Source organism: Mycobacterium sp. IDUB_24 (genome assembly GCF_055419385.1).
On record NZ_JBVAXO010000009.1, the window covers coordinates 191,541 to 214,010 of the forward strand.

Here is a 22,470-nt window from a genome sequence, read left to right on the forward strand (position 1 = left end):
AATTGACTCGAAATGTGGGACCGGGTCCAGCCCACCGGTCCGAAACCACAAGTACCGCGGCGCCGGTGGCAGCACGTCCCGGACGCAGCTTCGGTGCGCGCAGTTCCGCGCGGCCACTGGCCGGTCTGGCGACCGTGGTCGCTATAGGCCTGATCTTCGGCCTGGCGGTCGCACTGTTCCGCGGCAGCTTCACCAAGACCGAGCCGATCACCCTGATCTCTGATCGCGCGGGCCTGGTGATGAACCCCGACGCCAAGGTGAAGATGCGCGGTGTGCAGGTCGGCACCGTCAGCTCGATCGAGCAGCGTGCCGACGGCAAGGCCGTGCTGCACCTGGCGATGAACCCGTCCCAGCTGCGCCTGATCCCCGGCAACGTTCAGGCAGACATCGCCTCGACGACCGTGTTCGGCGCCAAGTACGTCCAGCTCGTCGCGCCGGAAAATCCGTCATCGGACAAGCTCCGCCCCGGCCAGACCCTGCAGGGCGACCATGTCACCGTCGAGATGAACACGGTTTTCCAGCAATTGACCAATGTCCTGAACAAGATCGACCCGGCCAAGCTGAACGAGACCCTCGGCGCGTTGTCGTCGGCGTTCTCCGGGCGCGGCGAGGCGATGGGGCAGTCGCTGTCCGACTTCGACGCGGTGCTGAAGAAGATCGAGCCGAGCCTGCCCAACCTGACCGGTGACATCGAGAGTATGGCCGCGGTGTCGCGGGCCTACGGTGACGCCGCACCCGACCTGCTCAAGACCGTCGACAACACCAACCGGATCAGCGACAGCCTCGTGGCCGAGCAACAGAACCTCGACAACTTCCTCGTCAGCTCCATCGGCCTGGCCGACGCCGGCAACGACGTCATCGGCGGTAACCGTGAGGCCCTGAGCAAAACGCTGAACGTGTTGGTACCCACCACCGATCTGCTCAATGAGTACGCTCCCGGACTGGAGTGCGGCCTCAAGGGCATGAATTATCTGCTGAAGGAGCCGCCGCAGCCGGACCCCGGCGTCGTGGTGAACGTCGCATTTACACTCGGGATCGAGCGGTACCGCTACCCGCAGAACCTGCCGAAGGTGGCTGCCAAGGGCGGGCCGCAATGCATGGGCCTGCCGTACCTCGGATTCGGCAACAAGGCCAAGTACCTCGTCACCGATACCAACGCCAACCCGTGGAAGTACGGCAACCAGGGCATCCTGTTCAACTCCGACGGACTCAAGCAGATCCTGTTCGGCCCGCTGGACGGTCCGCCACGTAACACCATGCAGATCGGACAGCCGGGATGAAGCGCGGCAGAAGCACATTCATCAAGTTCGCGTCGTTCGCCGTCGTGATGGTCGTCCTCACGGCCTTCCTGTTCATGACGTTCTCGGAATACCGCGGCGGCTCCTACTCGGGTTACTCGGCCGTGTTCGGTGATGCCTCACGTCTTGAGTCCGGGGACTCGGTGCGCATTGCCGGGGTCCGGGTGGGGACCGTGAAAGGCGTTTCGCTGCAATCGGACAAGTCTGTTCGGGTTGACTTCGACACCGACCGCGATATCGCGCTCACCGCCAGCACCAAGGTTGCGGTCCGCTACCTGAACCTGGTCGGCGACCGCTACCTGGAGTTGATCGACAGCCCCGGCTCGACCAAGTTGCTGCCCGCCGGATCACAGATCCCCAAGGACCGCACCGCCAGTGCGCTGGATCTCGATATGTTGCTGGGCGGCCTGCGTCCGGTGATCCAGGGACTCAACCCCCAGGACGTCAACGCGCTGACGTCGTCGCTCATCCAGATCTTCCAAGGACAGGGCGACACTCTCGATTCACTGATGAGCAAGACGTCGTCGTTCTCGAATACGCTGGCCAACAACGACCAGGTCATTCAGCAGCTGATCGACAACCTGAACGTGGTCGTCGGAACGCTGGCCAAGGACGGCAAGAAGTTCGACGGAACCGTCGACCGTCTCGAACAGTTGATCAGCGGCCTGTCGCAGGATCGTGACCCGCTCGGCACGGCGGTAACCCAACTCGACAACGGAACCGCTTCGCTCGCAAGCCTGCTCACTGAGGCGCGCCCACCGCTCAAGGGGACCGTCGATCAGATGAACCGGCTGGCGCCGCTGCTCGACGACCACCAGATCGTCCTGGACCGGGGCCTGCAGAAGGCCCCCGACAACTTCCGCAAGCTGGCTCGGCTGGGTTCCTACGGCAGCTGGATCATGTACTACATCTGCGGACTTTCCATCCGCGTCACCGATCTGCAGGGGCGCACTGCGCACTTCCCGATGATCAAACAACAAGGCGGGAGGTGCGCGGAGCCCTGATGCTTAAGTACCGCGAATCAAATCTGATCAAGGCGGGCTTCATCGGTGTCGTGCTGATGATGCTCATCATCGCCGTCGGGCTACAGCCCGAGCGGCTGCAGCAGTGGGCCTCCTCGGTCCGTCACCAGGCGCTGTTCAGCGAGGCCGGCGGCATCGCCGCGGGCAACGACGTCACGCTGTCAGGGATCAAGATCGGTGCGGTCACCGACGTGTCGTTGGAGAACGGCGACGCATTGGTCACCTTCACCACCGAGGGCAAGTACCCCCTGGGATCGCTGACCACCGCGCACATCCGCACCGGTTCACTGCTGGGCGAGCGCGTGCTGACGCTGGAGTCCGATGGCAGCGGCACGCTGCGCACCACCGACGTGATCCCGACGTCGCGCACGTCGTCGCCGTACTCGCTGACCGAAGCGGTCAGTGACCTGACCACCAACTCGGCGGGTACCGACACGACATCGCTGAACCAGTCTCTGGATACCCTTTCGGCCACGATCGACCAGGTCGCACCCAAGCTGGGGCCGACGTTCGACGGTCTGAGCCGGCTGTCCAAATCGATCAACGGGCGCAACGAGAGTCTGGCCAGCCTGCTCAAGAGCGCCAGCGACGTCACAGTCGTGCTGTCCCAGCGCAGCGATCAGCTGAACACGTTGATTCTCAACGCCAATGATCTGCTCGGTGTGCTGAACGACCGGCGCCAGGCGCTCGTCGATCTGCTCGCAAACACAGCTGCTGTCTCGCAGCAACTCAGTGGTCTCGTCGCCGACAACGAAGCCGTGTTGGCGCCGACACTCAAGCGACTCAACTCGGTGACCGCGATGCTGGAACGCAACCGCGACAACATCAGCAAGGCCCTCCCGAACATGAACAAGTTCCAGTTGTCCCAGGCCGAGACCCTGGCGAACGGCGCCTACTACAACGCCTACGTTCCCAACCTGCAGCCCGCTCAGTTGCTGCAGCCGTTCTTCGACTACGCGTTCGGATTCCGGCGCGGGACCAACGCCGGCCAGCCGCCGGACAATGCCGGCCCGCGGGCCGAATTGCCGCTGCCCTACAACGGAATTCCCGGAGGTTCACGCTGATGAACCGCAGTCGTCTCGGTAAGTGGCTGGCGGTGGCGCTGGTGGCGCTACTGGTGGTGGGCGGAGCAGTGCTGTTGCGCCAGAAGCTCTTCGGGCAGAAGACCATCTCCGCCATGTTCACCTCGGCCACCGGCGTCTACCCGGGTGACGATGTCCGGGTCTCCGGCGTCAAGGTCGGCACGATCGAGTCCATCAAGCCTGAGGGCACCCAGACCCGGGTGACGCTCAAGGTCGACCACGACGTGCCGGTCCCCGCGGACGCCAAAGCGGTGATCGTGGCCCAGAACCTGGTCGCCGCACGCTATGTGCAGCTCGCGCCTGCCTACCGGTCGAGTGGCCCCACGCTGCCCGACGACGCGGTGATCGGCCTGGACCGCACCGCCGTTCCGGTGGAGTGGGATGAGGTCAAGGAGCAGCTGATGCGGCTCTCCACCGACCTGGGACCACAGAGCGGTGTCGACGGGACGTCGGTGTCGCGGTTCATCAACAGCACGGCCGACGCGATGGCAGGCAACGGCGACAAACTGCGGCAGACCATTTCGCAGTTGTCCGGCGTCGCCCGCATCCTCGCCGAGGGCAGCGGCAACATCGTCGACATCATCAAGAACCTGCAGACATTCATGACCGCGCTGCGGGACAGCAACGAACAGGTGGTGTCGTTCCAGAACCGGTTGGCCACCTTGACCAGCGTCGTCGACGGCAGCCGGTCCGACCTCGACGCGGCGCTGACGAACCTTTCGGTGGCGGTCGTCGACGTGCAGCGGTTCGTCGCGGGATCTCGTGATCAGACCTCTGAGCAGGTGCAGCGGCTGGCCAACGTCACCCAGAATCTCGTCGACAACAAGATGCACATCGAGAATCTCCTGCACGTCGCGCCCAACGCATTCATGAACGGCTACAACATCTACAACCCGGACACGGGCAGCGCCGTCGGTCAGTTCGTGATGAACAACTTCTCCAACCCGGTGGAGTTCGTCTGCGGCGCGATCGGCGCTGTCGAGAACACCACCGCACCGGAGACCGCGAAACTGTGCTCGCAGTATCTCGGCCCGGCGCTGCGGCTGGTCAACTTCAACTACCTTCCGTTCCCGATCGACCCCTACCTGATGCCATCGGCCAAACCCGAGAACATCGTGTACTCCGAGCCGGGCCTGGCACCTGGCGGCAGTGGTGGGGCGCCCTCTGCGCCCGAGACGCCACCAGCGATCTCGGCGTACAACCCGGGTCCCGAGCCGCCCCCGCCGTTCACCGGCCGGGAGCCCGGGGTGCCGCCGCCAGGGGCCCAGCAGATGCTTCCCGGAGGCGACTACTACCCACCCAACATGCCGAACACGGTGTCGGACATGCTCAATCCAGCTGGGGGACAAGCGGGTCCGCCGCCGGGACCTGCGCCAGGTCCTGCGCCCGGTCCGCTGGCCGCCGAAGCCCCGGCGCCTGCGGCACCGTCACCAGCAGAAGGGACGCCACCAGCATGACCAGGGGAAAGCCGGTACGACTGGCGATCGCCGTCGGATCCTGCGTCGCGTTGACCACCAGCGGGTGCGCCTTTCAAGGTGTCAACTCGCTGCCGCTGCCAGGCGCGGTGGGCCGGGGTACGGACTCCAGCGTCTACCACGTCGAGATCGCGAATGTGGCCACGCTGGAACCGAACTCACCGGTGATGATGAACGACGTCGTCGTCGGTAGCGTGCGCAGCCTGTCCGTGAAGGACTGGCACGCCGACGTCGAGTTCTCGGTGAAGCCGGGTGTGGTGGTGCCGGCCAACGTGGTGGCCAGCATCGGGCAGACCAGCCTTCTGGGTTCGATGCATCTGGCCATCAACCCGCCGGCCGGGCAGGCGCCAGATGGGAAACTCCCAGCAGGAGCGACGATTCAGCTGAACAACTCGTCGACGTATCCGACGACCGAGCAGACGCTGTCCTCGCTGGCGGCGGTGGTGAACGGCGGCGGCCTGGGGCAGATGGGCGATGTCATCCACAACTTCAGTGCCGCGATCAACGGTCGGGAAACCGATTTCCGCGACCTGCTCACCCGACTGGATACCTTCGTCGGCGCGTTGGATGCCCAGCGCGACAACATCGTGACGTCCATCCAAGGGCTCAACCAGTTGGCATCGACCTTCGCCGGGCAACGCGATGTGATCACCCGTGCACTGGAGAAGATTCCGCCGGCCCTCGACGTGTTGATCAAGGAGCGGCCGAGATTCACCACGGCGCTGCAGAAGCTGGGGACTTTCAGCAACACCGCCAACCAGTTCGTCAACGAGTCGCAGGCTGATCTCGTCAGGAACCTGAAGAATCTGGAGCCTGCGCTCAAGGCCTTGGCCAATGTCGGGCCGGACCTCGATGCGGTGCTCTCATACGCCCCGCACTTCCCGTTTACCGACAGCTTCATGGACCGGGTCATCCGTGGCGATTACTACAACCTGTTCGCGTACTTCGACATGACGATCCCGCACCTCAAACGCAGCCTGCTGCGTGGGACCCGCTGGGAAGACGGAGACGTCCAAAACGTTCCGGTGCCGGGTGAACCCGGGTATCTGAACTACACCTACGACCCGCTCAAGACCGGAGTCGCCCCACCGCCGCCGGATGTGTTGCCAGGGGAGGAGCCGGCCGTGCCGGACGCCCCGCCCCCACCGGATCTCCCGGCGCCGACTTATTCCGGCCCGGTGCTCCCGGTGGTGCCTCCGGCACCGATGACCATGCCTGGTGGCATGCCGCAGCCGGCTGCAGCGCCGAGTCCGTCTACCTCGGTGTTCGCGGGACCCTATGCGCAGCAAGGCGGTTCGGCTCCAGCTGAACAGCCGGCACCACCGGCACCACCTACTCCAGCGGCGACAGAAGGTGGTGGGTAATGCTCACGCGCTTCATCCGGACTCAGCTGATTCTCTTCACCGTCGCCTCTGTCGTCGGTGTGGCCGTCATGCTGTTCGCCTATATGCAGCTGCCTACGCTGCTCGGTATCGGTCGCATCACGGTGAAGATGGAACTGCCGGCGACGGGGGGCCTGTACCAGTTCGGCAACGTCACCTACCGCGGGTCCCAGATCGGCAAGGTCACCTCGGTGGAATTGACCGACAAGGGTGCCGAGGCGACTCTGTCTCTGGACCGCTCTCCGAAAGTGCCTGCCGACCTGGCTGCTGAGGTCCGGAGCATGTCGGCGGTGGGTGAGCAGTACGTCGAGTTGTTGCCGCGCACCAACTCCGGGCCTTACCTGGACAACGGCTCGGTGATCGCGGTATCGAACACCAAGGTTCCGCAGGCGGTCGGTCCCATGCTCGACCAGCTCAGTGCCCTGGTGGATACCATCCCGAAGGACAAGCTGAGCCAGCTGTTGGACGAGTCCTATAACGCGTTCAACGGCACCGGCTACGACTTCGGCTCGCTGCTGGACTCGGCATCGACGATCACCAGGGATTCCAACGCGATCTCCGACCAGACCCGGGCACTGATCGACGACTCCAAGCCCTTCCTCGATGCGCAGGCCCAAACGACCGATTCGATCCGGACCTGGGCCGCCAGCATGGCCGGTATCACCGGGAAGGTTGCAGAGAAGGATCCCGAGGTTCGATCGTTGCTACGCAACGGTCCGGGTTTCGCGCAGGAGACCACCAAGCTGCTCGAGCAGATCAAGCCGACGTTGCCGGTCTTGCTGGCGAATCTGACCACATTCGGCCAGATCGCGGTTACCTATAACCCGTCGATCGAGCAGTTGCTGGTGTTGTTGCCGCCGTACGTCGCTCAGCTGCAGACCTACGCGCCGACAAACAATACGAGCGGCCTTCCAATGGCCGACTTCTCCCTCGGACTGGGTGATCCGCCGACCTGCACGGTGGGTTTCCTGCCGCCTTCGGCCTGGCGCTCCCCGGCCGACACCACCGTGATCGACACCCCGGACAACATCTACTGCAAGTTGCCGCAGGATTCCCCGATCGGCGTGCGTGGTGCACGGAACTATCCGTGCATGGGCCACCCCGGCAAGCGGGCACCGACGGTCGAATTGTGCAACGACCCAAGGGGATTCCAGCCGCTGGCACAGCGCCAGCATGCTCTCGGGCCGTACCCGCTCGACCCCAACCTGATCGCGCAGGGAGTGCCCCCGGACACCCGGGTGCTGCCGGACGAGAAGATCTTCGGGCCGCTCGGAGGCACCCCGTTGCCGCCCGGGGTGACCGCTCCGCCACCGGGTGCGGCACCTGAGCCCCAGCCGGCGCCGAGCTTCGCCGGGACGGGTCCGGGCCCCCTGCTGCCGGGGCAACCGATGTACCTGGAGCCGCCGGTGCCCGGCGTGCCGCCACCGCCGCCGGGGGATCCGGCCGCGGTTCCGGTGCCCGCGAACGACCAGCCGCGGGCCACCGAGGTTCCGTCCGTCCCGCACGGTCAAGGGGTATTGCCCGACGCGCCTGAGCTTCCCATGCCCGCACAACCCGGCGTGGCGCCGAGCGCATTCAACGGTGGGGCCGGCCATGGGCCGTCGGTGGCGATTGCGAAGTACAACCCGCGCACCGGGGAGTACATGGGCAGCGACGGCAATTTGTACAAGCAGACGGACCTGGTGTCCTCGGCCAAGTCGTGGCAGGACCTGATGCCGACATAGCCGGCCGTGCATAAAAGAACTGGCCACGGGCAACAGCCCGTGGCCAGTTCTTTTGTCTGACTCCGTTTTTCGATTCCAGCTGAAGCCGACAGCAGCTATGCGGGCCTCATATAGAACGGCATCCGGACGGAGGGCCACTGATTGCGTCCGCAGGATCCGCTGGGGCCGGTGGTCACGTCCTCGCCGGCGTATTCGGTTGCGGTCACGTCAACGTGGCCGTCGAAACCCACCGGATAGAACTTGATTATCTGCATGCCCTCAACCGGTGTGCCGTCGGCGCAGAAACGCCAATTGGGTACGACCCGCTTGACGTACCACAGTCCGTTGGTCGTGTAGACCGGGGCGGTCCAGCCCGCGTCGCTGTTCACCGTCCCGTTGCATTCGGTGGGAGAGATGCACTGGGTCGAGATTGTCCAGTTGCCGCGTGTCGAGGGCTGGTTCTCGTAGCGGTCGTTGATCTTGGCCCATTCGCCGTTGGACGACGTGGCGTAGGTGCCGTTGATACCCCACTGTTCGCCGGCGACCGCAGGGGCGGCGCCGCTCAGGCTGACGGCCGCGGCGGCGGCAACGGCCGCCGCAACAGCGCTTACCCGGGAGACTGACATGAACGCTCCTTCTGGCCGACCTGACGAGGCGGTAGCCATCTTCTCAATTCCGGAGAATATCACTATCAAGGGCTGGTTCACGATGGATTGTGGTGGCCTCCGAACCACCGCCCCACGGCGCACGAGAACTGCGGCGGGCCATTCGTAGTAATATTCTCCAAAACCGAGAGTTTGATTTCCAGCTATGCGAAAGTAGCAACGTGCGTGTGACGGTGATGGTGACCGCTTCAATGATTGTCGCCGGGATGCTGGCTGCTCCGCAGGCGAATGCGGGTCCGCAGACATGTAATGACGCGTTTTGCACACCGGGCATCAACCCGAACGCCGTGCTCGGCGCTCCGTGCGACAACACCGCCTACTACGTGTTCGGGGTGGACGCGCGCAACGGGTGGGGCCGGCTGGTGTTCTGCGGCTCGCCGCGGCGCTATGAGCCGAGGTGGTTCCGGTCGCCGCCGATGGTCGGCATCAGGGACGAGAACAGCCTGTGCATCAACGAACAGAACTCGGTGGCCCAGGCCCCGGACGGGCTGTTCTTGAGCTGCGTGCCGATGAACGGTGAGACACGCTGGCTTCGTGGCGACGCCTGAGCTCAACGCTTGAGAAATGCCTGGGGGCGACGCGATTCGCGTCGCCCCCAGGCATTTCGGTCGTGAGTTGGGATCTACCAGTTCCGGATCGAACACACCGCGCCCTTGGGGCCACTGTTCGTCTTGACCACCACGCCGTCGACGGTCAGTTTGCAGTTGAACCCAGGGGTCGGAAGGTTGGGTGACTCACCGCTCTGCACCAGGACCATCGCCCACAGGTCCGGGTCGGCGAGCATGGCATCGAAGACCCACGGCCGGTCCGGTGCGATGTCCACGTCGGCTCTCGGGCTGAACTCGTACGGATTGTGGCTGTAATCCGAGAACTGAACGGGGTCGGTGTCGCGGTAGTAGATGTGGGCCCAGTACGGGGCGTCGGAGGTCACGGTGTATTGCACGTGATGCAGCGGTGGACCGGGCGGTTCTGGATCGTCGGCGAATGCCGGTGCGGCCGTGGCGATTGTGCCGACCGTCAGCACGGTGGCCGTCGTGACGGTCAGGGCTCGGCTCATCAGGTGGCGCATCGATCACATCCTCGTCAGGGTGAACGGGTAGGTGAAGGCGCCGCCGGGAGCGCCGTCGCAACCGGCATCGAACGAGGAAACCATCTCGCCCGCGAGCGTGTTGGCATCCCACGAGTACACGTCATGGGTGGGAATCGTCGGCCCGTAGTAGATGTCTCCGCACCGCAGGCCGAAGGGATCGTCGATCGTCATCGAGAACCGACCGTCCACCAAGTGCGCTTGGACATTGCTGGAGACTGCCTTGGCCACCGGCTGGGGGATGGTCACGACGATGATGCAGTCCTTGAGCTGGATGTCGGTACCCGGGCTTCTGCACGGATTGACGGCCGCCCAGATCCAGGTGTGGAAGTCCCTGCGGTCCGGCATGTTCAGGTTGTAGTTGCCGAAATACATGGCCTGTGACGGCGGTGCCAATGCGACTGCAGTCCCCAATCCCAGCGCGGCGCTCAACGCCATGCGGATCAAACTGGACTTCACACGCACCTCCACGGATCGGCACTGGTCGGCTGACTATAGAACGAGATCAGGCTTCACCGTGCCGAAACCGGAATCTCGTCTTCGCCAGTGAGATTGTCATTCTCTCATTCGGAGAATAACAAATACGACGGAGACGAGATTCGCGGATCGGCAGTCCGGGTCCGGGGTCAGCGCACCGGCTTGAACGTGATGTTCAGCTCGGTCAGGCCGCGCAGGATGAACGTCGGCTCGTAGCTGTAGCGACGATCGTCGGCGGGACCGTGGAACTCCTCGTCGATACCGATATCGGCCATCCGATCCAGGATGCGCTCCAGCGACACCCGGCCCTCGACGCGGGCCAGCGGGCCACCCGGGCAGCTGTGGACGCCTCGGCCGAATGCGATGTGCTCACGCACGTTCTTGCGATCCAGACTGAAGGTGTGCGGGTCCTCGAACCGGACCGGGTCGCGGTTCACCGCGCCCGGGCACACCATCAGGGTGGTACCGGCGGGCACCTCGATGTCGCCGAGCTTGGTGTCCTTCTTGGCCAGCCGGAACTGGCTCTTGACCGGGGCGTCCATCCGCAGGGCTTCCTCGACGAAGGTCGGGATACGGCTACGGTCGTCGCGCAGGGCCTGCTGGATGTCCGGGCGGTCGCCGAGCACGCGCAATGAGGCCGACAGCAGTTTGGTGGTGGTCTCCTGGCCGGCTGCGAACAGGAATGTCGCGGACCGAACGACCTCGATGATGGGCGGTACGGAGCCGTCCGGGTAGTTCGCCGTCGCGAGTGCCGTCAGCACGTCGTCGCGCGGTTCTTTTCGACGGTCTTCGAGGTAACTGCTGAACTTCTCGTCCAGCCATTCCAACGGATTGCTGGCGACGAGGTCGCCATCGAGGGAGCCGACCTGAGCCCCGGGCCGGGGGGCGCCCAGCACCGTGCGGAATTCCTCGTGGTCCTCTTCGGGCACCCCCAGCATGTCGGCGATGACCAGGAGTGAGAAAGGCTTCGCGTAGGCGCTGAGGAACTCACACTTGCCGTCGGCGATGAAGTCGTCGAGGCACTGGTCGGCCAGTCGCCACATGAAGTCCTCGTTCTCCTTCAACCGCCGCGGGGTGAGCAGCCGGTTGAGCAGGGAACGGGCGTTGGTGTGGTCGGGTGGGTCCATGGTGACCATGTGCTCGAACATCGGCATCTGCGCTCGGTGCGCGGCAATCTGCTCGGTGATGTCGTCACCCTCGGGCGTGAAAGGCAGCGGCGGGAACGGGCCGGCCACCGCGATGCACGAGGAGAAGAGATCGGTGTCCTTGAGGACCGTGGTGGCTTCCTCGAACCCGGTGATGGCCATGACGCCGTAATTCGGCTCCTTCACCACCGGACACTTGCTGCGCAGGTGATCGAAGTACGGGTGCGGGTCAGGTACCAGCGACGGGTCGGTGAAGTAGTCGACAGTGTCGTAATTGGTCTCGGTCATGGTGTGCGCTGCCTCCCGAAATCGATATGCGCTGCGGTGGTTTCGCGACGGGCTGCACCGCGCGAAGAATTTTCGAAAATTGCTGAGCACCTGCTTAGCATGTCGGTAGAGTCGTGGTCAAGGTCACGAGGCTGGGGGAAAGTTACGATCAGCCAGACATTGTCGGGGGCAAGCCGTAAGGAGGGTCGGGTATGGCATCGGCGCGAAGGATCGGGGCGCCGGACGCGAAGAACCGGATCGTGCTGCTCGATGCTGCCGAGCAGCTGATGATCGAGGAAGGGTACGTCGCGGTCACGTCCCGCCGGGTGGCCGAGCGGGCCGGTCTCAAGCCCCAGTTGGTGCACTACTACTTCCGCACCATGGACGACCTGTTTCTGGCGGTGTTCGTGCGGCGTGCCGAAGAAGGATTGGTCGCGCAGGCCGAGGCCCTGAAATCGCCGCAGCCGCTGTGGGCGTTGTGGCGGTTCTCCATCGATCCCAGCGCTACGCGCCTGACGATGGAGATGACCGGGTTGGCCAACCACCGCAAGGTGTTGCGGGCCGAGATCGGCCGTTACGCCGAGATGTTCCGCGACGCCGAGACGAAGGCGATAGAGGGGGCGTTGCGCCGGTACGGCGTCGACGCCTCCGAGGTGCCGCCGATCGTGTGGACATTCATCGCGGCCAGCGTGTCGCGCGTGATGGTCATGGAGCAGGCCCTGGGCATGACGTCGGGGCACACCGAGGTACTGCAGTTCTGTGAGGACTGGCTGCGACGCCTGGAAGGTGAGCCGCAGCCGCTGGAACTGCCGGCCTGACATCCCCGCGAGCAGACGCAAACTTGCCCTGATTCCTCTGGAAATGGGCCAGTTTGCGTCTGCTCGCACAGGGATCTAGAGCGACAAGATGGTGGCCGAGGCGGTGCCCGGCGCGCCGTAGACCTGGGCCAGGCCGACCCGTGGATTGCCCGGCACCTGACGATCGCCGGCCTCGCCGCGCAACTGACGCACGAGCTCGTGCATCTGGCGCAGGCCCGAGGCGCCGATCGGCTCGCCGTTGGCGATCAGGCCGCCGTCGGTGTTGACCGGCATCGTGCCGTTGATCTCCGTCGCGCCTTCGAGGAGCAGCTTCTCCTGGTCGCCGTCGGCGCACAGTCCCGTTTCGGCCATGTGGATCACCTCGGCGCCGGCGTCGGTGTCCTGCAGTTGAGCGATGTCGACGTCTTCCGGGCCGATGCCTGCGGCTTCGTAGGCGGCCTTGGCCGCGTACACCGTCGGCGAGGGATCCTCGTCGAGCGGAGCGGAGGTGCCGTGCACCTCGTAGGCGCCGAAGGTGCGCGTGCGGATCTCGCTGGCCCGCACGTACACCGGTTTGTCGGTGAATTTGTGCGCGATGTCGGCACGGCACATGATCACTGCCGCGGCGCCCTCGTCCGGTGCGCAGAACATGTACTGCCGCAGCGGATAGTTCAGCACCGGTGAGGCCATGATCTCCTCGACCGAGATCTCCTTGCGCCGGAACGCATTCGGGTTCAGTTCACCGTTGCGGAAGTTCTTGTTGGCCACCCGCGCCAGCGTCTCCTCGGAGATGTTGTGCTTGTGGATGTAATGGTTGGCCTTCATCCCGAAGAACTTGGTGGTGACGAACTGGCCGTTCTCGGCATACCACTGCGGCAGAGCGAGTTTGGCCGGGTCGTCGGTGAACGCGCCACGCGGGTGCTTGTCCAGGCCGATCGCGATCCCGATGTCGTACTTGCCCAACCGGATGGTGTCGGCGGTCTGCTGAATGGCGCTGGCGGCGGTGGCGCAGGCGTTGAACACGTTGGTGAACGTGATGCCGGTCAGTCCGACCAGGCGGGTGACCGCATCCGGATTGGACACCTCATAGCTGCCGCCGAACCCGAACTGGATGTCCTTCCATTCCAGGCCCGCATCTTCGAGCGCGAATTGGATTGCCTCGGCACCCATCTGCATCGCGGTCTTGTCGAAGCGGCCGAACGGGTGCAGGCCGACGCCGATGATGGCTACGTCGTTCATCAGGCTCCTACGGGTGCGAAGGCGAAGGTGACGATCTCGTTGCCGTCTTCATCGGTGGTGAACGGGATCATGGTGAGTTCGACGTCCATGCCGAATTGCAATTTGGCCGGGTCGTTTTCGGTGAGGCGGCCTTCGACGCGCAGGACGGGTCCGGTGTCGTCGGTGAGTTCGATCAGGCCGACGCCGAAGGGGACGAAGTCTTTTCCGGTGGGTCCTTTGTAGGGGGCGCCGGGTGGGAAGCCCTGGGTGGTCCAGGCGATGACGGTGCCGCGCCGGGGTAGGCGCGTCTCTTCGGTGTTGCCGCCGGAGCATTTGGGGCAGCGGGCCTGGGCCGGGAATGTGGTGGCCGTGCAGTCGGTGCAGCGACTGCCGATCAGCTGGGGTTCGGCGTCGGGCCACGTTGAGATCTCGGGCGCCAGAGCAATCTGTGTTGACACGTCGCTGACGATAACTGGAAATGCAATTCTCGTCTAGTGAGAACCGACTGTCGATAGGCTCTCGTGGGCAGTTCAGACGGGCAACTGAATGGAGGCGGCGTGAGCGAGGTTCTACCGGGGGAGGTCCGCCAGATCGGGTACGTGGTCACCGACCTGGACGACGCGATATCGGGTTGGCTGAAGATGGGTGTGGGCCCGTGGTTCGTCATCCGCAACCTGCCGCAGCGCGTGACGTACCGGGGCGCGCCCTGCGAGGTGAAACTATCTCTGGCGTTGTCGAACAGCGGTGACCTGCAGGTCGAGCTGATCCAACAACTCGATCACACGCCGAGCATCTTCACCGAGTTCCTCGCCGGCGCCGGCGCAGGCGGGGGATTTCACCAACTTGCTTATTGGACAGACGATTTCGATGCGGCCATGGACAAACTACGCGAAGCCGGCTGGCCGCAGGTGTGGTCCGGCGGGGAAGGTGAGGGCGTTCGATTCGCCTACTTCGAGCCGCCGACGGGTGCCACGATCGTCGAGATCATGGAGTTGACCGAGGCCTCCGCGGGTATGGCCGGCCATGTGCGTGAACAGGCTGCCGGCTGGGACGGCAGTGATCCGATCCGGGAGTTGGGTGGCTGACTCGGCCGGGCGATCTCCCCGCCGCCGAAACAGCATTCCAGCAGGCTGGTACTCGAATTCTTCCTGACGGAATGCCGTTTCGGCGACTGGCGGGGCGGCGCTGCGGCGCTGCGGCGGGGCTACTTGCCTTTGTTCATCACCTTGTCCGCGGCGGCCCAGTGCTCGTCTGAGCACCAGAGCCGGGCGAAGGCGGACACGGCCTCGGTGGTCGGCACCCCGTTGATGACCCGCTTGACCTCACCGGCCTGACGCCTGGCCAGCAACTGCGCCGTCGAGCGCCAGGTCTCGGCGAACTCGGCGCGGGGAACCACCTGGTCGATCAGGCCGAGCTGCTCGGCCTCACGGGCGCCGAGGATGCGACCGGTTCCGGCCAGCAGCAGTGCCCGGCTGCGGCCGACGAGCGTGGCCAGCCGCTCGGCCCCACCCCAGGCCGGCATGATCGCCAGGGCCACCTGGTTGAAGCCGATCTTGATGTCGTCCGCGGCGATTCGGATGTCTGCTGCCACCGCCACCTCGGCCCCGCCGCCCAGGGCATGTCCGTTCATTGCCGCGATGACCGGTCCGTCGAAACCGGCGATGCGGTCGCAGATCGTGCGCATCCGCCAGGCCATCTCGGAAGCCTCGAGCTCGGTGCGCAGGGCGGCCAGTTCCTTTAGGTCGCCCCCCGAGACGAAGGCACGGTCACCGCCGCCGGTGATCGCCAGGGCGGACGCGCCGGCTGCACCGTCCAACGCCTTGTTGAGCGCATCCATGGTGTCAAGCGAGATGGCATTGCGTGCCTGTGGCCGGTCGATCGTGATGATCGCCAGTTCGCCGTCGATTTCGAGGTCGACCATCAAACGTTCTCCAGTTCCGGGATTGGCATTCTCGTTTGATGAGAATAACATCACCGTTGTGCGCGACATCCCTGTTGAGCTGACCAAACGGTACGTCGAAGAAGGCTGGTGGCGACCGGAAACCCTGGGCCAGATGCTGGCAGACGGGCTGGCCGCCAGCCCGGGGGCCGCGTTCCATGTCCATTCCGCGATACGCCCGTACCAGGGCACCTTCGGCGAGGTCGAGCAGATCGCCCGGCGCCTCGCTGCCGGGCTTCGAGAGCGCGGCGTCGGGCCCGGTGACGTCGTGGCATTGCAGTTGCCCAACTGGATGGAGGCCGCGGTCGCGTTCTGGGCCTCGGCCTTCCTCGGCGCGGTGACGGTGCCGATCGTGCACTTCTACGGGCGCAAGGAACTCGGCCACATCATGGCCACGGCCAAGCCGAAGGTGTTCATCACCACCGAGCAATTCGGCCGGATGAAGTTCGAGCCGGATCTGTGTGCCGACGTCCCGATCGTCGGCCTGGTCGGGCAAGATTCATATACCGATCTGCTTGCCGACGAGCCGATGCGGGGCACCCTGACCGCCGATCCGGCTGCGCCTGCCCTGATCGCCTTCACGTCCGGAACCACCCGCGACCCCAAAGGCGTCATCCACAGTCATCAGACGCTGGGCTTCGAGACCCGCCAACTGCTGGAGAACTACCCGCCCAACCGTGGCCGTCAACTCACGGCCACGCCCGTCGGGCACTTCATCGGCATGGTCGGCGCCTTCCTGATCCCCGTGCTGGAGGGCGCACCGATCGACCTGTGCGATGTCTGGGATCCCGGCAAGGTCCTGGAGTTGATCGAACGCGACGAACTGTCCATCGGTGGCGGGCCGCCCTACTTCGTCACCAGCCTGATGGACCATCCGCAGTTCAACGAGCGCCATCTGGCGCGGTTCACCACCGTCGGCCTGGGCGGCTCGACGGTGCCCGCGGCTGTCACCCGGCGGCTTGCCGATCTGGGCCTCTTCGTCTTCCGTTCCTACGGCAGCACCGAACATCCGTCGATCACCGGATCGGGTGCAGGGGCGCCGGAGGCGAAGCGCCTGTACACCGACGGCAATGTGCGTCCCGGTGTGGAGATCCGGCTCGGGCCGGACGGCGAGATCTTCAGCCGTGGACCGGATCTGTGCCTCGGCTATACCGACGACGCCCTCACCGCAAAGCATTTCGACGACGACGGCTGGTATCGCACCGGTGACATCGGCGTGCTGGACGACGATGGGTATCTGACCATCACCGACCGCACCACCGACCTCATCATCCGCGGCGGCGAGAACATCAGCGCACTCGAGGTGGAGGAGGTGCTCCTCGGGCTGCCGGATGTGATCGAGGCGATCGTGGTGGCGGCTCCGGACACGCGGTTGGGTGAGCGGGTGGCCGCGGCCCTCCGGGTGCGCGACGGCGGCACGATGCCCACCCTCGATCAGGTCCGGGCGCATTTCGAGTCCAGCGGGGTGGCCCGGCAGAAGTGGCCGGAAGAGCTACATCAGGCCGAAGATTTTCCCCGCACGGCCAGCGGCAAGGTCCAGAAGTTCGTCATCCGTCAGCAGATTGCTGAAATCACCCGTTGAGCAGCCCTTCGGGCGGGCGGGGCATTGCGGCGGCTAACAAGTGAGAATATGATTCTCTCGAATTGCAAAGGAGTTTTCCATGGGACAACTGTCGCACAGGGTCGACATTCCGTTTCCGCTGTTCGACGCGGACAACCACCTCTACGAGCCGCCCGAGGCGCTGACGACGTACCTCCCCAAGGAGTACAAGGACATCGTCCAGTACGTCGAGATCAACGGGCGCACCAAGATCGCCATCAAGGGCCAGATCAGTAACTACATTCCGAACCCCACGTTCTCGCATGTCGCCAAGCCCGGCGCCTGGGAGGAGTACTTCAAGTTCGGCAACCCGGACGGCAAGAGCAAGCGCGAGCTTTTCGGCGAGCCGATGAAGTCCATCCCGGCCTTCTTCGAGCCGGCTCCGCGCCTCGAGTTGATGGATGAGCTGGGCCTCGACCGCAGCCTGATGTTCCCGACGCTGGCCAGCCTGATCGAGGAGCGGCTCCGCGACGACCCGGTCGCCATCCACGTCATCATCCACTCGCTGAACCAGTGGCTGGACGAGGTCTGGGGCTTCAATTACAAGAACCGCATCTTCACCACCCCGGTGATCACCTTGCCCCTCGTCGACAAGGCCATCGAGGAACTGGAGTGGGCGGTCAAGCGCGGTGCGCGGGCCATCCTGGTCCGGCCGGCCCCGGTGCCCGGCTTCCGCGGTCCGCGCTCGTTCGCATTGCCGGAGTTCGATCCGTTCTGGCAGAAGTGCGTCGAGTACGACGTCTTCGTCGGCATGCACTCCAGCGACAGCGGCTACTCGCGCTACACCTCGGAGTGGGACGGCGCGGCGCAGGAGATGCTGCCGTTCCAGACCAACGCGATGTCGATCCTCAACGAGTGGCGCCCGATCCAGGATGCCGTGGCCTCGTGGGTGATTCACGGCGCGCTGTTCCGTTTCCCGACGCTGAAGGTCGGCATTGTCGAGGCCGGCTCGAAGTGGATGTTCCCGCTGCTGGACTCCATGGCCGAGGTCTACAAGAAGGCCCCGGAGGCCTTCCTGGGCAACCCGATCGAGGAGATCAAGAACCGCATCTACGTCAGCCCCTTCTACGAAGAGGGCATCGACGAGCTGATCAACCTGATCGGCGTGGACCAGGTGCTCTACGGTTCCGACTGGCCGCACCCCGAGGGCCTGGCCGAGCCGACCCACTACGTGACCGCGCTTGAGCACCTCGCTGTCGAGGACCAGGCCAAGATCATGGGTGGGAACCTCGGTCGCCTCGTCACGACCTAAGGGGCCGGACGCATCGAACAGCAGCAGACCATCCCCGGGATGGTCCTGAGTGCAGCGGACCGTTTCGGCGACACGGAGGCGGTCGTCGACTATGGCGACAATTCAGCCGGGGTCGACTATGGCGACAATTCGGCTGGTGTCGACGGTCCGCTGCGCCTGTCTTTCACCGAACTCGGCGAGCGCATCCGGAAAGCCTCGGGTGCGTTCGCCGAGTTCGGCGTCGTCAAGGGGGACCGGGTCGCGGTCTGGGCCCCCAATTCGGCCGAGTGGATCATCGCGGCGTTCGGGATCATGGCCGCCGGTGGCATCCTGGTCCCGGTCAACACCCGCTTCAAGGCCGAAGAGGCCGCCGATGTGGTGGCGCGCAGCGGCGCCAAGGCGGTGATGATCCAAAACGGTTTCCTCGGGCAGGATTTCACGTTTTCCGAGACGGCTCTCGATGTCCCCACCATCGATCTGAAGTCGGACTTCCTGAGTAGTGGGAGCCCGTTGAGTCAGGGCCGCGTAGACGAGTTGGAGCCCACCGACATCGCCGACGTCATCTTCACCTCGGGCACCACCGGCAGGCCCAAGGGCGCGATGATGAACCATCGCCAGACGCTGCAGGCTTACGAGGAGTGGGCCACGCTGGCGGATCTGCGCGAGGGTGATCGCTATCTGATGATCAACCCGTACTTCCACACCTTCGGGTTGAAGGCAGGGTTGGTGGCGTCGTTCCTGCGCGGTGCGACCATGCTGCCGGTCGCAGTGTTCGACGTCGACAATGTCGTGGAACTCATTGAGCGTGAACGCATCACGATGCTGCCGGGCCCGCCGACGCTGTATCACTCGCTGCTGGCCGTCGCCGAGCGTGACCGGCTGGCGACGCTGCGCGCGGGGGTTACCGGTGCTGCCGACATCCCGGTGGAGTTGGTGCGACGCATCCGCGAGGAGTTGCCGTTCCAGACGCTGATGACCGGTTACGGCCTTACCGAGGCAGGCAACGTCACGTTGTCACGGCCCGGTGACTCGGCCGAGGAGGTGGCCACCACGGCCGGACTTCCGTGCGAGGACGTCGAGGTGCGCATTGCCGACGACGCCGAGGTGCTGGTGCGCGGCTACAACGTGATGCAGGGCTATCTGGACGATCCGGCGGCCACCGCGGAGGCGATCGACCCCGACGGTTGGCTGCACACCGGAGATCTCGGCGAGTTCACCGAATCCGGCCGGCTACGGATCGTCGGACGCAAGAAGGACATGTTCATCGTCGGCGGCTTCAATGCCTACCCGGCCGAGATCGAGGGATTCCTGCTGGAGCATCCGGCGATAGCGCAGGTTGCCGTCATCGGTGTCGCCGATGAGCGGATGGGACAGGTCGGCAAGGCGTTCGTGGTGCTGCGGGACGAGCCCGGGGTCTCGGCTGTTGTTGCCGAGGATCTCATTGCCTGGAGCCGCGAGCGTATGGCTGGCTACAAAGTGCCCCGGTATGTCGAGTTCCTCGACGAACTGCCGCTCAATGCCACCGGCAAGGTGATGAAGAACCAGCTTGAGGCGCGGATGACTGCCAGTCCGGGCTAAGTGAACGCACAGCACGTAAACATCATTTCCGCAGGTAAATGGCGGTTTAAGCGCCTGCTGTCGATGATGTACTCTCGGGTCACTACCGCAAACTGATAACGTAATTCTCGTTAAGCAGGCTGCTGAACGGACAGGAGGTCGGCATGCCGTCCCGCAAGCCTTCGTCGCCGGTACTCGATACTAGCGAAGATGACGCGTCGCCAGGCGACGCATTGGAATCGGCCGAGCTGGCCGAAGCCGAGGCCGCAGAGGCCGAGGCCGCCGCGGCTGCCGCCCGGGCCCGGGCCCGCGCCATTCGGCTGCGGAACCAGGCGGCCGCTGACAAGGACGCCGCCACCACGACCGCGGCCGACGACCCCGCCGATACCAAAGACTCCGACACCGAAGACTCCGATACCCACGAGGTCACCGACACCACCGGCGCCGATGCAGAGGCGGGGGCCGTCGAGGCCGAGCCGCTCGACGGCTCCGAGCCGGAGACAGCGGGAGAAGTCGGGGCCACGTCGTCCCGCCGGCTACCGCGGGTGCAGGTATCGCGCCTGTTCTGGAAGGTACTGGCGAGCTGTCTGACGATCATCCTCATCGCCGGGCTGCTCACCCTGAGCGGGCTGATGATCTGGCACCACCGGCAGGCCGAGCATCGTCAGCAGTTGGCGGCCGAATACACCGCCGCTGCCCGCCAGACCGTCGTGACGCTCATGTCGCTGGATTTCAACCACGCTCAGGACGCCGTCAAGAACATTCTCGACAACTCGACGGGCGAGTTCCGGGAGGATTTCGAAGGGCAGTCGAAAGACTTCGTCAAGCTGGCCCAGGACGCGAAGGTGGTGACGGAGGCGAAAGTGACCGCCGCTGCCGTGGACACCATGAGCGATGACAACGCCGTCGTTCTGGTCGCCGTCAATACCCAGGTCACCAACACCACAGGCGCCAACAAGCAACCGCGGCCGTGGCGGGTGGCCGTCGACTTGGTCCGTGAAGGCGACCAGATCAAGCTGTCGAAAGTCGAGTTCGTGCCGTGACCGTGGATATCAAGAAGACCGAGAACGAAGAGACCGAGACGGCAGTCGAGATCGAAGGCACCGAGACGGCAGTCGAGATCGACAGCGCCGACGAAGCCGGCGATCAGGACGCCACCGAGGCCGATCTGGCCGAGGACGTCACCGCCACCGCGGCCGACGAGCCCGCAACAGGGTGGCGCCGGAACTTGATGAAGCTGTGGTTCCCGCTGGCACTGGCCGTGGCGCTGATCGCGTCGGCTGCGCTGGCCGGATGGCTGTACTTTGCGCAGTACCGCGACGACCAGGAGACCGGTCAGGCGGCGTCGGCGACGGTGCTCAAGGCTGCGAGCGATGGCACCGTGGCCCTGCTGAGCTATGCGCCGGACAGTCTCGACCGGGACTTCTCGGCAGCCAAGTCGCACCTGACCGGCGATTTCCTGTCGTACTACACCCAGTTCACCCAGGAGATCGTCGCCCCGGCCGCCAAGCAGAAATCGGTCAAGACCAGCGCGGCAGTGGTGCGCTCGGCTGTTTCGGAGATCCATCCCGATTCAGCGGTGGCGCTGGTGTTCGTCAACCAGGCCACGACGAGTGCCGAGAACCCCAACGGGAGCTTCACCGCCAGCGCGGTCAAAGTGGGGATGAGCAAGATCGACGGCAACTGGTTGATCTCGTCATTCGACCCGGTGTAGCTGAGACCTTCAACCGAACCGCGTCAGTCCTGAGCGTGCCGCTCGTACGCCCACCGCTCGAGCCACGTCTGCAGCTGGTGTACCGCAAACGCGGTCGCCGCTGCGCTGACCACTACGAGGCCGAGCAGTAACGTACTCACGGCCGACACCCCGCATTGTCGCTGTGGTGGCGACCCCCGCGAGATGTGGGACGGAGCGCAGAGCCCGGGACCGCGTAGTGCGTCACCTGCCTCGGCACGACACTGTCGGGGGTGTCCAGGACGGCCTGCTGGATGGCGCGGTAGCGGTCACGCTCGGCGACGCACCAGGAATCGGTCCAGCCTTCGAGCAGGTCACCGCTGCGCACCAGCCGGTGCAGGTTCGGATGGGTACCCGCAGGTGCCGGTCGTCCTTCGATCACGGCCATCGCCTCGTGCAAGGCGACCGCCTCATGCCAGTCGACCGTCACGTCGGGCGCCAGGCTGACGTACTGGTGCTGCACCACGAGCAACGCGTCGGCGCCCACCGGTCGCAATCGCCACAGCGCAGAACGCAGCGAGGACACCGCCTTGTCCGCAGGGCTACCCGGCCACAGCAGGTCGCAGACCCAGCTGCGGTGCAGCTCGCGACGCTTCACGGCGGCAAGTGCCACCAACCGGCGACACGAGGGTGGCAACACCAGCGGTTCCATGTCTCGGTACACGGCGAACTCGCCCAGGAGATTCAGCCTGAATTGCTTGTACATATACGCATCCTCGAGGGCGGCCGGAGCCCTGACATCAGTAGTGCACTACTCGTATTTCGGTGAGTTTCTGCCACCACGCCGTCGGCA

The 22,470-nt window shown here is 64.9% G+C and carries 22 protein-coding genes; 14 read left to right on the plus strand and 8 right to left on the minus strand.

The genetic code is table 11. From position 1 onward, the window contains the following. Positions 1 to 2: 2 nt before the first annotated feature. Genes ACZYZF_RS27800 through ACZYZF_RS27825 form a run of 6 tightly spaced genes read left to right on the plus strand, consistent with a single transcriptional unit; the run spans position 3 to position 7,983 of the window. Positions 3 to 1,280: an MCE family protein gene (locus ACZYZF_RS27800; RefSeq protein ID WP_463747325.1), complete on the plus strand. Its 1,278-nt coding sequence runs from the start codon at positions 3 to 5 to the stop codon at positions 1,278 to 1,280. Next, on the plus strand, positions 1,277 to 2,302 hold the full coding sequence (locus ACZYZF_RS27805; protein ID WP_463747324.1) for an MCE family protein: 1,026 nt from the start codon (positions 1,277 to 1,279) through the stop codon (positions 2,300 to 2,302). Before ACZYZF_RS27800 ends, ACZYZF_RS27805 begins: the two co-directional genes overlap by 4 nt. Then, entirely contained in the window at positions 2,302 to 3,384 is a 1,083-nt protein-coding gene (locus ACZYZF_RS27810; protein ID WP_463747323.1) for an MCE family protein, read from the plus strand. Before ACZYZF_RS27805 ends, ACZYZF_RS27810 begins: the two co-directional genes overlap by 1 nt. Next, on the plus strand, positions 3,384 to 4,859 hold the full coding sequence (locus ACZYZF_RS27815; RefSeq protein ID WP_463747322.1) for an MCE family protein: 1,476 nt from the start codon (positions 3,384 to 3,386) through the stop codon (positions 4,857 to 4,859). The genes ACZYZF_RS27810 and ACZYZF_RS27815 overlap by 1 nt, the downstream gene beginning before the upstream one ends. Continuing rightward, a complete protein-coding gene (locus tag ACZYZF_RS27820; protein ID WP_463747321.1) occupies positions 4,856 to 6,241 on the plus strand; it encodes an MCE family protein in 1,386 nt (461 codons plus the stop codon). Before ACZYZF_RS27815 ends, ACZYZF_RS27820 begins: the two co-directional genes overlap by 4 nt. Further along, entirely contained in the window at positions 6,241 to 7,983 is a 1,743-nt protein-coding gene (locus ACZYZF_RS27825; protein WP_463747320.1) for an MCE family protein, read from the plus strand. The genes ACZYZF_RS27820 and ACZYZF_RS27825 overlap by 1 nt, the downstream gene beginning before the upstream one ends. Positions 7,984 to 8,078: 95 nt before the next feature. Here ACZYZF_RS27825 and ACZYZF_RS27830 read toward each other — a convergent pair whose 3' ends face one another. Beyond that, positions 8,079 to 8,588: an Rv2253/PknI dimerization domain-containing protein gene (locus ACZYZF_RS27830; protein WP_463747319.1), complete on the minus strand. Its 510-nt coding sequence runs from the start codon at positions 8,586 to 8,588 to the stop codon at positions 8,079 to 8,081. A gap of 230 nt (positions 8,589 to 8,818) precedes the next feature. Here ACZYZF_RS27830 and ACZYZF_RS27835 point away from each other — a divergent pair, with 230 nt between their 5' ends. Further along, positions 8,819 to 9,175, plus strand: coding sequence for a hypothetical protein (locus ACZYZF_RS27835; protein WP_208301462.1), 357 nt, complete (start codon positions 8,819 to 8,821; stop codon positions 9,173 to 9,175). Between the two features lie 74 nt (positions 9,176 to 9,249). On the opposite strand, the gene ACZYZF_RS27840 is transcribed toward ACZYZF_RS27835, so the two are convergent. From ACZYZF_RS27840 to ACZYZF_RS27850, 3 genes are all read right to left on the minus strand, one after another. Then, complete coding sequence (locus tag ACZYZF_RS27840; RefSeq protein ID WP_463747502.1) at positions 9,250 to 9,684, minus strand: hypothetical protein; 435 nt, start codon at positions 9,682 to 9,684, stop codon at positions 9,250 to 9,252. A 15-nt stretch (positions 9,685 to 9,699) separates the two neighbouring features. Continuing rightward, complete coding sequence (locus ACZYZF_RS27845; RefSeq protein ID WP_463747318.1) at positions 9,700 to 10,173, minus strand: hypothetical protein; 474 nt, start codon at positions 10,171 to 10,173, stop codon at positions 9,700 to 9,702. A 167-nt stretch (positions 10,174 to 10,340) separates the two neighbouring features. Next, positions 10,341 to 11,624, minus strand: coding sequence for a cytochrome P450 (locus ACZYZF_RS27850; RefSeq protein WP_463747317.1), 1,284 nt, complete (start codon positions 11,622 to 11,624; stop codon positions 10,341 to 10,343). A 191-nt stretch (positions 11,625 to 11,815) separates the two neighbouring features. On the opposite strand from ACZYZF_RS27850, the gene ACZYZF_RS27855 reads away from it, so the two are divergent. Beyond that, positions 11,816 to 12,421, plus strand: coding sequence for a TetR/AcrR family transcriptional regulator (locus tag ACZYZF_RS27855; RefSeq protein WP_463747316.1), 606 nt, complete (start codon positions 11,816 to 11,818; stop codon positions 12,419 to 12,421). 75 nt (positions 12,422 to 12,496) lie between these two features. Here the strand turns inward: ACZYZF_RS27855 and ACZYZF_RS27860 are convergent, their stop codons facing one another. Together ACZYZF_RS27860 and ACZYZF_RS27865 are read right to left on the minus strand one after the other, a co-directional pair. Further along, a complete protein-coding gene (locus ACZYZF_RS27860; protein WP_463747501.1) occupies positions 12,497 to 13,642 on the minus strand; it encodes a thiolase family protein in 1,146 nt (381 codons plus the stop codon). Further along, entirely contained in the window at positions 13,639 to 14,076 is a 438-nt protein-coding gene (locus ACZYZF_RS27865; protein ID WP_463837407.1) for a Zn-ribbon domain-containing OB-fold protein, read from the minus strand. Before ACZYZF_RS27865 ends, ACZYZF_RS27860 begins: the two co-directional genes overlap by 4 nt. A 99-nt stretch (positions 14,077 to 14,175) precedes the next feature. On the opposite strand from ACZYZF_RS27865, the gene ACZYZF_RS27870 reads away from it, so the two are divergent. Beyond that, entirely contained in the window at positions 14,176 to 14,703 is a 528-nt protein-coding gene (locus ACZYZF_RS27870; RefSeq protein WP_463747314.1) for a VOC family protein, read from the plus strand. 119 nt (positions 14,704 to 14,822) lie between these two features. On the opposite strand, the gene ACZYZF_RS27875 is transcribed toward ACZYZF_RS27870, so the two are convergent. Further along, positions 14,823 to 15,539, minus strand: coding sequence for an enoyl-CoA hydratase/isomerase family protein (locus ACZYZF_RS27875; RefSeq protein ID WP_463837409.1), 717 nt, complete (start codon positions 15,537 to 15,539; stop codon positions 14,823 to 14,825). Positions 15,540 to 15,597: 58 nt separating this feature from the next. On the opposite strand from ACZYZF_RS27875, the gene ACZYZF_RS27880 reads away from it, so the two are divergent. From ACZYZF_RS27880 to ACZYZF_RS27900, 5 genes are all read left to right on the plus strand, one after another. Then, positions 15,598 to 17,139 carry an AMP-binding protein gene (locus ACZYZF_RS27880; protein WP_463837411.1) on the plus strand — a complete coding sequence of 514 codons (1,542 nt, stop codon included), beginning with the start codon at positions 15,598 to 15,600 and terminating at the stop codon, positions 17,137 to 17,139. Positions 17,140 to 17,218: 79 nt separating this feature from the next. After that, positions 17,219 to 18,409, plus strand: a complete 1,191-nt coding sequence (locus ACZYZF_RS27885; protein WP_463747311.1) for an amidohydrolase family protein — start codon at positions 17,219 to 17,221, stop codon at positions 18,407 to 18,409. Positions 18,410 to 18,448: 39 nt separating this feature from the next. Beyond that, on the plus strand, positions 18,449 to 19,966 hold the full coding sequence (locus tag ACZYZF_RS27890) for a FadD3 family acyl-CoA ligase (RefSeq protein WP_463747310.1): 1,518 nt from the start codon (positions 18,449 to 18,451) through the stop codon (positions 19,964 to 19,966). A 143-nt stretch (positions 19,967 to 20,109) separates the two neighbouring features. Continuing rightward, entirely contained in the window at positions 20,110 to 20,988 is an 879-nt protein-coding gene (locus ACZYZF_RS27895; RefSeq protein WP_463747309.1) for a hypothetical protein, read from the plus strand. Next, positions 20,985 to 21,659: a twin-arginine translocation pathway signal gene (locus ACZYZF_RS27900; RefSeq protein WP_463747308.1), complete on the plus strand. Its 675-nt coding sequence runs from the start codon at positions 20,985 to 20,987 to the stop codon at positions 21,657 to 21,659. Before ACZYZF_RS27895 ends, ACZYZF_RS27900 begins: the two co-directional genes overlap by 4 nt. Positions 21,660 to 21,795: 136 nt before the next feature. On the opposite strand, the gene ACZYZF_RS27905 is transcribed toward ACZYZF_RS27900, so the two are convergent. Beyond that, complete coding sequence (locus tag ACZYZF_RS27905) at positions 21,796 to 22,383, minus strand: AfsR/SARP family transcriptional regulator (RefSeq protein ID WP_463747307.1); 588 nt, start codon at positions 22,381 to 22,383, stop codon at positions 21,796 to 21,798. Between the last annotated feature and the right edge of the window lie 87 nt (positions 22,384 to 22,470).